Source organism: uncultured Methanospirillum sp. (assembly GCF_963668415.2).
GTDB lineage: Archaea > Halobacteriota > Methanomicrobia > Methanomicrobiales > Methanospirillaceae > Methanospirillum.
Genome location: NZ_CAXXDL010000001.1, coordinates 476355 through 488133, shown reverse-complemented (window position 1 = coordinate 488133; position 11779 = coordinate 476355). Strand labels below are relative to the sequence as shown.

General features: G+C 39.7%; 10 protein-coding genes and 1 tRNA gene. 8 read left to right on the top strand and 3 right to left on the bottom strand.

Going from position 1 to position 11779, the window contains the following annotated elements; all coding sequences use genetic code 11:
• Positions 1-25 precede the first annotated feature (25 nt).
• Together ACHZA2_RS02295 and ACHZA2_RS02290 are read left to right on the top strand one after the other, a co-directional pair.
• Positions 26-943: a CAP domain-containing protein gene (locus ACHZA2_RS02295; protein ID WP_319578370.1), complete on the top strand. Its 918-nt coding sequence runs from the start codon at positions 26-28 to the stop codon at positions 941-943.
• 75 nt (positions 944-1018) lie between these two features.
• Positions 1019-2410: an ATP-binding protein gene (locus ACHZA2_RS02290; RefSeq protein WP_319578369.1), complete on the top strand. Its 1392-nt coding sequence runs from the start codon at positions 1019-1021 to the stop codon at positions 2408-2410.
• A 31-nt stretch (positions 2411-2441) separates the two neighbouring features.
• Here ACHZA2_RS02290 and ACHZA2_RS02285 read toward each other — a convergent pair whose 3' ends face one another.
• Positions 2442-3128: an HAD family hydrolase gene (locus tag ACHZA2_RS02285; protein WP_319578368.1), complete on the bottom strand. Its 687-nt coding sequence runs from the start codon at positions 3126-3128 to the stop codon at positions 2442-2444.
• Between the two features lie 149 nt (positions 3129-3277).
• Here ACHZA2_RS02285 and ACHZA2_RS02280 point away from each other — a divergent pair, with 149 nt between their 5' ends.
• The 4 genes from ACHZA2_RS02280 to ACHZA2_RS02265 all read left to right on the top strand — a co-directional run bounded on the left by ACHZA2_RS02280 (position 3278) and on the right by ACHZA2_RS02265 (position 5583).
• Positions 3278-3967, top strand: coding sequence for a helix-turn-helix domain-containing protein (locus ACHZA2_RS02280; RefSeq protein WP_319578367.1), 690 nt, complete (start codon positions 3278-3280; stop codon positions 3965-3967).
• Between the two features lie 103 nt (positions 3968-4070).
• Positions 4071-4496, top strand: coding sequence for a hypothetical protein (locus tag ACHZA2_RS02275; RefSeq protein ID WP_319578366.1), 426 nt, complete (start codon positions 4071-4073; stop codon positions 4494-4496).
• Positions 4497-4548: 52 nt separating this feature from the next.
• A tRNA-Val gene (locus tag ACHZA2_RS02270) sits at positions 4549-4622 on the top strand.
• A 271-nt stretch (positions 4623-4893) separates the two neighbouring features.
• Positions 4894-5583: a hypothetical protein gene (locus tag ACHZA2_RS02265; RefSeq protein WP_319578365.1), complete on the top strand. Its 690-nt coding sequence runs from the start codon at positions 4894-4896 to the stop codon at positions 5581-5583.
• Between the two features lie 183 nt (positions 5584-5766).
• Here ACHZA2_RS02265 and ACHZA2_RS02260 read toward each other — a convergent pair whose 3' ends face one another.
• Positions 5767-9300 carry an SIR2 family protein gene (locus tag ACHZA2_RS02260; RefSeq protein ID WP_319578364.1) on the bottom strand — a complete coding sequence of 1178 codons (3534 nt, stop codon included), beginning with the start codon at positions 9298-9300 and terminating at the stop codon, positions 5767-5769.
• A gap of 78 nt (positions 9301-9378) precedes the next feature.
• Here ACHZA2_RS02260 and ACHZA2_RS02255 point away from each other — a divergent pair, with 78 nt between their 5' ends.
• The gene (locus tag ACHZA2_RS02255) at positions 9379-10998 is read left to right on the top strand and encodes an IS1634 family transposase (RefSeq protein ID WP_319578363.1); all 1620 of its coding nucleotides are present in this window, start codon (positions 9379-9381) and stop codon (positions 10996-10998) included.
• Here the strand turns inward: ACHZA2_RS02255 and ACHZA2_RS02250 are convergent.
• Positions 10955-11320 (bottom strand): hypothetical protein, encoded by a 366-nt coding sequence (locus ACHZA2_RS02250; protein ID WP_319578362.1) that lies wholly within the window; start codon positions 11318-11320, stop codon positions 10955-10957. The two genes, ACHZA2_RS02255 and ACHZA2_RS02250, sit on opposite strands and share 44 nt — an antisense overlap.
• A gap of 107 nt (positions 11321-11427) precedes the next feature.
• Here ACHZA2_RS02250 and ACHZA2_RS02245 point away from each other — a divergent pair, with 107 nt between their 5' ends.
• Positions 11428-11751 carry a hypothetical protein gene (locus ACHZA2_RS02245; RefSeq protein ID WP_319578361.1) on the top strand — a complete coding sequence of 108 codons (324 nt, stop codon included), beginning with the start codon at positions 11428-11430 and terminating at the stop codon, positions 11749-11751.
• Positions 11752-11779: the final 28 nt, after the last annotated feature.

Here is an 11779-nt window from a genome sequence, read left to right as displayed (position 1 = left end):
CTGGTGGCAAGAGTACTGATTACATATGCGAGTTTCCTGCCTGTTCTGTAGTCTCTTCATTTTATTCATCCTCATTCCGGTCTGCACCACTGCGGTGATCTCACCCTGGTCAGATCTCACGGTATCTGAAATATCTGCTCCTCTGACAGCAAATCCCGGGTATCCCTACCCGATCAATGTAACGGTTGAAAATCACGGCAATGCGACATCAGGCCTTATCTCGGTCGGGTTTTACATCTCGACAGATGATCACCTCTCAAAGAATGACACCTATATCCAGGTGACTACCGGTGATCCGCTCGCACCCGGAGCATCTGTCGAACTCTCCTCACTGGACACGATGCCTGTAGCCGTTCCTCCCGGTAGTTACCGGCTCTTTGCCTATGTTGAGGATCATGAGGGCGATGAGAAGCATCTCCTTGACAACACCGCTATCCTGACCGCTCCCGTCAGGGTTCAGGCACGTACCCTTCCCTCTAATGAAACCTTACGCAATGAGGTGGCACGACTCATCTTTTCGATGACCAATAATGACAGATCTTCAAATAACGTCACGCCACTCATCTGGGATGATGACCTTGCAAAACTCGCAGTTACCTACACGGATCGGATGGTAGCCCAGAAGTTCTTCAGTCACACCGATCCTGACGGGCATGACCAGTCTGACCGTGCCAAAGCAGCTGGTTACAATACGGTGAAAGAGATCGAAGGAGGAGCGAGGATAGGGGTTGCAGAGAATATTGCATACGTCGGTACCGGCAATGTTGCGGGCTATGGGTATGTGAACCCCACCGACTCCGAGTCTATTGCAAAAGGTGTCATGACCGGCTGGATGAAGAGCAAAGGGCATCGTGAAAACATCCTCGATCCCCTTGCCAGTAAGATTGGAGTTGGCCTGAGTTATAACGGTGAATACTGGTATGCAGCTCAGGAATTTTATTAACAAGGTGTATGGTATATCATGATTATGACCGGAACAGGCAAAAAGTTCACATCCCTGACAGATCGGTGATCATGCATGGACACTCAGACACCTGACAAGTCAGCTACGCTGTCTTGTGATCTCCCGCCTGCAGGCACCATCTTTCAGGTACTTCCTGATGAGGCCGGAACACTACAGGTCGTGGCGATCATTCCGGGTCTGCCGGAATCGATTCGGGATCAGGGTTCAGACCTGATCCCTCCGCCAACACTGGATCTTCTGCTTCCGTTGCCTGCTGTCAGCGTGATCAGGGATCTCATCGACGAGGCGACCGGTCAGGGAGAGATCCTATCAGGATATGTCCCGTGCGGACGGGAAGGGCAGGATATCAGGGTCATGATCGCCCGCCTCTCTGATGGTACTGTTTCGGTGACCTGGGGCGATAAGGTCTCACTTTCCGGGGGTTCGGAGTCGATCCACATCGGGCACGGTGACACTCCTGATGTTATTTCCCGGCACGATCAGGAGTTCATCTTCAGCTCTTCGACCCCGTCGTCATATTCTCTCTTTGGGTTGAGGCCGAGTGAACTGAGTGGGACCTCTCTTCTACATTACGTCCATCCCGAGGATCTTTTACGGGTGAAGTCCTGTTGTGAACCGCTGATATCAGGTCCCGGGGTCTGCCGGATCCGGTACCGGTTAAAAAACCACCTTGATGAGTACCGCTGGGTCGAATCGGTCTTTACCTCGACGTTCAGATCAGACAACACGTTCAGCGTGATGATGGCATCCACCCGTGAGATGGACACCATTGTCCGGGCAGAACAGGCAGCCAGGGGTGCGAATGCCAAGCTCAACCTGCTCAACGGGATCATGAGGCATGACATCATGAACCAGCTGACCGGCCTGATCGGATACCTTGATATTCTTGCTGAACTCGTGGAGGGAGAGGAGGCAGAACTGCTGATATCCAAAGAGCAGAATATCGCTGCCAGGATCAAGTATCTGGTAGATCTCACCCGAGATTACCAGGGAATCGGGCTTCATCCTCCTGATTTTATGGACGTAGATGCAGTGGTGTACAAGGTCCTCTCAAGACACGAATTTACAGGAAAGATCAGGTCAGAGCGATCACTTTCCGGAGTCTTCATCTATGTTGACCGGATGTTTGAGCAGGTTGCATTTGAGATCGTCTCAAACAGCCTTGTGTATGGTGGTGAGCAGGTGACTGTCAGTTTCTCGTATGAGGTAACTGGCGAAGGGCTTACCCTGGTCATAGAGGATAACGGACCCGGCATAGCAGAAACAGAGAAGGAACGTATCTTCTCCAGGACCGGCCGGGATAGTTACGGGCACGGGTTATACATGGCAACCGAGATCCTGGATCTCACCGGGATCAGGATCAGGGAGACCGGGACAGCCGGTCATGGAGCACGTTTTGAGATCCTTGTGCCCCGTGACGGGTATCGGGTTCAGTCACCCGGGTGAATCAGGCTGGGTTTGTTCAAGGTTTCCTTGTTCACAAATGGTCAAGCCCTGGAAGGCTCATAAGGTCCTCGAACTGGTCCAGGACATGATGTGGTTGTATCTCCGGCATCTCAATCTTTATCCAGTCTCCGTACTGCGCAAACACGGTGGTCAGCCCGATCTCAAGACCCGGTGCAATCTCCCGCCTGAGCGAGTCACCCACAACCCATGTTTCTGAAGGTGTTGTTTCCAGCCGTTCCATTGCCATGAGAAATGAGGCATGGTTCGGCTTTCTCTGCCCTGACCGGTCAGGGGTTATAAGTACCGGGAATTGCGAGTCTATCCCGAGTCTGTGCATTCTGAGTTCAGCCTGGGTGCTTGAAGCGTCGGTAACAACAGCAATCTCCACCCCGGCCTCTGTGAGGGTGTCAAGTGTCTCAAGGACTCCCGGGTACAGAGTGATGGTGTCGAGTTTTACTGTATCGTAGATCCCGCCTGCTTCTTCTGCCAGTCTCTTTGAATATACTCCGATGTCTGTTAAGTAATCCGTGATATGGGCGTGATCCTCGAAGTTGTATCTTGGCCGTAAGAAGTATGAGAATAGTTCGTCTGCTGATCCCGTTCCTGTAAGATCTATTACTGCATTGCAGGCGGCCCGTTTTGCATCCACGAACGTACAGAGTGTATTGTCGAGATCGAAGAGGATTGCTTTAGGAGCCTGGGATCTATCTACATCCATGTGTAGGTATGAATCTGTTCTGCCTCACCATAGGGTTATTGAGCAGTCCGGCAGTCTGCCATAAGGTTAACGTCATAAATGCTGCTGAGCAGCGGTTCATTGATTAAGTCTGCAGGAGAGATTATTGGTATACGTTTCATGGTGTCAATATGCAGGATGGTCCGGTTGTAATACGCGAAGATGTCACCGTTTCTCTCGATAAGGATCTGATCAACGATCTGCTGGGGATTGCCGAGTCACGTGAGACGACCTTGTCTGTCCTGGTACGGGATGTGCTTGGGTCATTTTGCAAGGCGTTTCATGCTGGTTCTGACTGGACGGCAGGAACTCCGGCTGGTATACAGGCACCGGAGATACAGCCTGGAGTGGCCAGGGAGGGTTCTGTCTCTCTTCTGGAGTCCAGGATCTCTGCTCACGATCTGCTTCTTGCTGATCTTCAGAAACGGCTTTCAGTTCTTGAGTATACTGCCGGGGTATCACGCTCTGTGACCCAGGTACCGCATGAGTCTGTTGCGATTCAGACAACCTTCTCTCCTGCTTCCGGGTTGTCTGCAGTCATTGACAGTGAGGAACCGCTTGCAGGTTCGGTCTCTGATGAGGCTCTTGTCAGGATCAGAAAACCGATCGCTCCGGTGATGACCTCGGTTGATATGAATTCTATCGGGCGAATAAATCCGGAGCAGGTGTACTCGCAGACCGAGGCTGCTGCTCTGCTTCACCTCTCGATCTCAACGATCAGGAAGTATGTCAAGGAACAGAGGATTGGATTCCAGAAGATTGGAAGATCCACGGTATTCAGGGGCCAGGATCTCCTGACCTATATCGCCCGGTCAGGATGACGAACCAGAGAGTATTTTTCTCAAGGAAGTAAGTATTGTATACCGTGGCAGGTCGGGGTGACGGGGGGTCACTCTGAGTTCTGCCTGAATACCGGGGGTCAGTATGCGAATCTGTGGGTGGGTTATTCTTCTTGGTCTTCTGGTTTTTCTGTTTGCTTTACTGGTTGTGCCTGTGTATGGAGCATCAGAGCAGCATTCGCCCACGATGATCATTCCAACCAAATACCGCCTGATGATGATGGATATGATAGAGGAGGAGAAGGCGGCCTCACCGGTTGCAACCCCGACTCCGGATATACCGACGCTGTCAGAGAGATCAGAGGACTCTGCCTCAGTCAGCAGTTCTGATGAGAGCGCCCTGCTTTCCGCGGGTCTGAAGCGTGATGCCTCCCGGAGTTATATGGGTCGGGGTTTCGTTCAGACGAATTTTGACGTGAGTTTTGACGAACAGGGCCGGAGGATCGATAATCATGAGATGTTCTCGGCCCGGGGGCTCTTTGATGTTCACGTGACTCATGGGCTGAATTGATGTCTTCGGAACCTACGGGTATAAATCTGTAAACCGGTAACCTAATAGGGCAGGGCTTGTGGTCTAGTTGGTTATGACACCGCCTTTACACGGCGGAGGTCCGGAGTTCGAATCTCCGCGGGCCCATATATCGTTTGTTTCAATTTTTGGATATTTTTCTCTTGAATATTGAATTGATATTCTTTTTTCGGAGAACCATTACCATAGTTTTTTTACAAGACCCTGGATTTTTTTAAGTTTTTTAGGCTTAACCAAGAACCGTTTTGATATTGGCTAGTTATGAGTAATTCACGCTTCATTTCTATTCACTGGATAATTTCTGCTCAAAGGTTGAAGAGGGTTTAGAAATTTTTAATTATCCCCAGTCCGTATTAACCAGACAGGTGTCCAAAGCCATATGAAATACACTCGTATGATCGGATTGGTTCTTGCTGGAATTCTGTTACTGATCGGAACCACCATGGCAGACAACGATACTGCAGAAAAAGGCTTTTCCGGAATCTGGACTGATGCCAATTATACCTTCACAATAGTACAGGAAGGATCAGAAATTACATTAACCGGAGTTCCTTTCGATAAGGAATCATTCTTTCCTGTGAAACTTAAGGGAATGGCATCAGACAACAAAACCCGTCTGATTACTTTCAAAAATATGACTGGAACCATGGAGATACAGATGTCTGATGACAAAATGGAACTGTCCGGACTCCAGACCTTTGATCCTGTTGTCCCTACAGAACAACCGTTTGTCATGACCTACAATTCCACACGGAACGGCAGTGAGGTGCAGACAGATGCGATCTGGTCTGGAGAATGGATTGTAGATAATATCGTTATGACCCTTTTTCAGGCCGGTAAAGAAGTATCAGGATTTTTTAATGTGATTACTGAACCTGATTCGAAAGTATATCTTAAAGGATTTGTTTCTGATGATGGAAGGAATATATCACTGAACTGGACATTTGCAGAATATGTGAATTTTACAATGTCAGATGATGGTATGCATCTTATCGATGAGGCGTGCAGGAATCAAGTTATACCTGAAGGTCATCTCTGTTTGAATCTTCAGAAACAGGTAATGGAGTAAGTTCTTGTTATCCTATCTGATGAGTTTAGATAAAATGATTATAGATATTGAAAAACCTCCTATCTTTCTATCTTCTATTGTTGTCTCTATTGGAGGGTTTCAATAGAGTCATTTTATGGGGAAAAAAATATTCATATTTTATATTTCAGATTTTTCCAATTGAGAAAAAAACAAATTAACGAGTTAAATTTCCTTTATATTCCAACTTCTTCTCACAACTGGTATTAAGTCTGAACCAAAAATTTTATGATACTTCTCTAATATTGGTTCTTTACTATAATCATTTGCATAATAACTTATTCTAATTATTGATACAATTTGGGAGCAGATTAATCGATATTCTACCTTTTCTTTGCCACTTTTAATAGTTCCTTTTAAATAATCTGTAAAATCTATAAAATAGTCAATTGCATCTAATATAACCTTAATTCGCTTATCAGTAAATACTGAGGGATAATTCTTTAATAGATATGGTAACCACTTCAAACACTCTTTGAGAGGCGTGATTATTCTAAATTCAAATATTTCAAAATATATATTTAGTATTTCTTCTAAATCTTCTAATTTATCCTTCATTTGATAGATTTGGATCCAATTTATTATAGAACTAATACTCGATTTAATAATCTCGATTTGATTTGAGTTAATCGATTGACGAAGCTTCTTTGTAACAAAATCCATTTGATCTGGTAAAATCGCAGCCATATAGGGTAAATATTTTAGATTATCTATGTCATATTTCGGGAACTCTATAATAATTATCCTATTTACCTCATTTATGAATTGTTTCGATGTTGAGGTTATTCGAGGTAAAACAATTCTCTCTAAAACCTCTAAAGCATAATCCATTATTGTCTTAAATGAAAGAGAAATAATAAGCGTATCTTTGTTAATTAACCATTCTTTTTCACTGTCCCAAAAAGAGATAAACTTTTGCAAAATTTTTTCTATTTCTTCGTTCGAATAAACATATCCAGTATTTTGAAAATTCAATAATTCATATGAAAAATTACCTAAACCTGATGTTGATGTTACCCCATTATTTGTCCGAGTTATTGTTCTGGGAAATTCAAATTTGTCCAAATATTCAGATATTACGTTACTATTCCTCCCTAATTCGGGGTTGATTAGGTTTAGAACATTTTGAATCAATCGTGATGCTCTTGGATCCTCAATTTTTGAATCATTAATAAGGATATTTAGAGATTCTATAATCGATTCTTTAACAAAATCTGAAATGCATCTCCCCTGAATTAATAAGCTTAATCGTAATAATAAATAATATCTTGAAACATCTGTCGAATCCACCATATTATTTAATAATCTATCAATAGATTCATTCCACTCATCAGTAATTGATTTTTGAGAGATATTTCTATATTGGATCCAAGAAATATCATTAAACGGTTCATTCCATTTTTTTTCATCAATGTCGCTAAAATGACCGATTCCTGGAACTGGCAGATTTATCAATTGAGGCATCTTCTCAATGATTATTGAATCTGATGCTGAGTCCAATATTCTTGGAAATATATCTTTATGATTTTGTGTAATTGATTCATCCTGCTGAATTTTTTTGGATTGCAACAACTTTATATAAATTTCAATTACTTCGTTTATTTGGAACTCTTCTAAGTGAATTGATAATCGTGATAATAATTCAGGAGCAATCTTTAAAATATTTATTATATGTCCGTAATTTTCTCTTGGTTTGTCGAATAAGAATTCATAAATAATAATGGAATTATTAATAGAATTAATTAGTATTTCATATGTGGATAATACTGTTTTCTTATCCAATGATACAATATCAGACCAGGTTATATTAATCTCATCTGAATTACAACCGAACTTAATATAATATAAAAAAACCTGTAAATAACTATCCTTTAAATATGGGAATAAATCTAAAGTCGTCTTTTTTTCAAAGGTATAATATCCACATTTACATGGTATAGGAATTTCCTCTAATAATCGAAACCATTTATATGCAATAATATCTTTTTCTTTAAAAATATTAGAGGAAAAACTATTAGAAATGAATTCTCTTCTAACAAAGAGATCAAATGGCTCGCTTTCTAATTTTGAGTCATTGTTTGTCAGAAAATTTCTTACATCATTAAGATAATCGTTAATTATATCTACTGGATTACAACCATAATCTCTTAAAAATATCAATCGTTCATTATCTTTATCTATTTTTTCTTTTGTTCGATAGTTGCAAAATTTAGTCAAAAATTTATTAAGGAAAATTAGCCATCCTTCCTGAGATAAGTACGTAAAAGGTTCTGATGTACGGTTAATATGAGAACGAATTTCCGTTTCAGATTTATTAATTAGTTCTTCGGCTGTTTTATAATGACAGATTTCGATGTGATATTTCGCCTTATAGAGATAAAAAAATGGGAAATTTGATGAGATAGACCACTCCTCGAGATAGATATTCAATAAGTCATAATCTAGTTTATTCAACGCAGATATACACAATTCATTGTAAAAAAAGTTGAGTAATAAATCATCTTTTGATATGATTTCTTTTATTTCTTTAACTAATATTGAATAATTTTCATCATCATTTTTTTCTCGATAATGCCTTAATAGTGACAAACTAATGTAGATCCATAATTCCCTAGTTTTATCAAAATCTATATTAATTTCTGAATTGTCGATATTTTCCTTATCTGCAATTTTTTTATCATTACTTGATAAGAAGGGATAATAATCATTAATTACTGTTTTGACTATTGGAATGATTTCTTCATCTAATGGGAGCAGAGCAATATTTGTTCTCCATACTAGCTCATAAAGATAATAGAGTTGTAATTCTGATGATAGATGAGATATATAATTTACAATGAAATTAGAATTTTGGTATAACGAAAAATATACCTGATGAAGGCTCTTTAGGGGACAAATAGCCCATCCTGGGTAATCCTCCCTATCCTTTCTCCAGGATCTGATTTGTTCATCAGCCTTATTCTCTAATTGATTCTGGCCTTCAGTTATGTTTATTAAATTAGATTGATCTAAAAGAATTTTATAAATCGGTTTAATTCTATCTTTTTCTGATATTGGCCAATATGAAAGAGATAGGGGTTTTCCATAAGACATCAATTCGATAAATAAATTTACTGAGTTTTGGTGATAGTTTGTATTTATTCCTCGAATATTTAAAATAGGTTTTAAATCAATAGGAATAATTTTTTGTGATCTTAATTCTTGTATCCTATCTTCAGACAATTCAAGAGAACCAATTAAATAAACAGGTCTCATTGCCTCATTGAGTGTTTCATTAACCCAGTGAATCCACTTTTTAAAATTTGTATCATTTCCACTATATCCCAACAAACATAGTGTATTTTCCATAATTGATTGTTGAACAAAATTCGTATAAGCACCAAAATTGTCTTTATAGTTTTCAAAGTCATCTTTGGTAATTATAAATGGAGTGTATGATGGAAAAGAGCCATGTAATTTTACAATTCGTGGTTGGTTTTTTAGTGAAATATCATCTTGAGTATAAACAACGTCATAATGTCTTAAACTTAAATCTGATAGGGTCCTTTCTAAAAGAGTATCATAATTTGTTGTAAAAATATCTGCCCAAGGTAATTCTAATAAATCACAGAATATTTCTGTGGGGATATATTGAAGATCAGGAATTATATGTTGTAATAACTTATTTAGTTCAGGCCTTTTAAATGAATCAACCGACATTCCGCAGATCTTCGCAACTTCTTTAATTATATAAAAAGGTAAATTATTTATCTAAGTACGTCGATCACTGTATATTCAATGGATTTTGATGATATCTTCGTTTCAGGTTCAGATAGAACAATCGGTCATTTAGGACTGGTTGCTGGATGTTATGATTCATTAAAAATTAGTGAGATCGTAGACAATCTCATCCCTAAAAATGGACAACATAAACTCACTCACGGTGATGCCCTTAAAGGAATGGTAATCAATGGCCTCGGATATATTGAACGCCGTCTTTATCTTTTTCCAGGTTTTTTTACAGACATTGCCGTTGAACGACTATTTCACCAAGATGTGTGTGAAACCAACTTCAATGATGATGTAATTGGTCGAACTCTTGATACAATACATGCATACGGTGAAACAGAACTCTTCAATCAGATCATTCTCCCTTCGCTGGAAAATGAAGAGTTCTCAATCCATCTTGTTAATGCCGATACAACAAATTTCAGTGTGTATGGCGAATATGATGGAGAAAGCCAAAGTCAGGAAATCTCAATAACTCATGGTCATCCCAAGGATGGTCGTTGGGATCTGAAACGGTTTTCTCTGGGAATGGCAACAAATCAATATGGCATCCCCCTCATGCTTCAAACCTTTTCAGGGAACGAATCTGACAAGAAAGCATTACTTGAAATAATCAATAAGGTCCGTATGAATCTAAATACCGGTGAAAAAGTGATTCACGTGGCGGATGCTGCATTTTATACTGAAGACAATATCCAGACATTAGGTCTTCACACATTCTGGGTAAGCAGAGTTCCAATGACGATATCTGAAGCGATAGTTCTTAGGAATACGTCGGAACTCTTCATCCCATGTAAGGATGAGCGATACTCATGGTTTACTGCAAAATCTGAATATGCAGGAATACCCCAGAACTGGACCGTATTTCATTCAAATGAACAACAAAAGAAGAAAGAACCTGATTTCGAGAAGAGAATCCTGATTGAATTTGAGAAGACAAAAAAATCGCTCAAACACTTATGTTCTCAAAGATTTGCTTGTGAACCAGATGCAAAAATGGTTGCAGAAGAATGGATACAGAACCATCCTAAAGTAATTTTCAGTTCATTCACGATTGACCAGGTCAGAGAGCGATTAGAGAAAAAACGGGGAAGACCTAAGAAAGATGAACAGCTTGTGACAAAGTTCATTGTTAACGCAGAAATATCTCTCAACCAGGTACTTATCGAACAAGAACGATCAATCCTTGGAAGGTTTATTCTTGCGACGAATGATCTGGATTTGGATCCTGATACATCTTTGAGTTATTATAAGGGACAGTCACAGGTGGAGAAGGGATTCAGGTTCCTGAAAGATAAAACATTCAGGGTTTCAGACGTGTTTTTGAAGAATATTGGAAGAATTCAGGCGTTGGCAATGGTAATGGTTCTCTGCCTTTATGTCTACGCTGTTGCTGAATACAGACTGAGGAAAGGGCTGAGAGAAGCGAACGAAACCATACCTGATCAGACGGGAAAGCCAACACAAAAACCAACGATGAGATGGATATTTTTCCTTTTCAGAAGGGTAAAAGAAATATCACTTCGAATCGAGGGAATGATAGTCACGAAAGTTTTGAATCTTAATGACATCCTCATAAAAATTATTAGGTTCTTGGGGCCGCATTGTGAAAAATATTATTCGTTATGAGATCTCTGCGGAATGTCGGATCAACAAACTCTTTTGACAATTCAGATATTTCATATTTAGAAAAAAATGTTTCACCATTATCATATTGTAAGATTTTGTGATATTCTATAGGTCTCAATTTTTCTAATAATTTTTTACAAATATCATAGCTTAATGGAAATTCCGGTGTGTTTGTAAGAGCTTTTTTAGCATTCCTGCTAAATCCGGCACCAATCATTAATGCTGCTTTTCCAAATTTTCTTCTATATTGATTTCCATACCATAAATTTTGTCTAATAGTCTCCAAATGTGAAATCGATTCTTCAATATCTGGAGTTATCATAGTATATAGGATTATTAGTATTGTAATTTATGGTTACCTTATTTAAACAAGGAATTTCGAAAAAAATATATCATTATTTTTATTTCTTTCATAAACAATGATAGTTTATGAATTTTCTAGGTTTAATTCAAGCGAAGAAGTTAGAACCTAAAAAGGGATATATTTTACCGTATTTACTGATGCCACGTGAAGAAAAGAATATTTTAGGAAGAACTTTTGCATTGTATAAATTTTCTGGTTCATTCCTTTTATTAATTATTTCAGAACAAAAAAATGTTGGGTTTACACCGACGTCTCACCTTATCTGTGAATTAAATGTACTTATTGCGACAATTCGAGACATTTGCGGGTTTAAAACCAATAATAATAATTATAATATTAAGCATACAAAAAATAACCCCTATGAGCATACTGTTACAGAAGATAAGTAGCGCCTTTACACGGTGGAGGTCCGGAGTT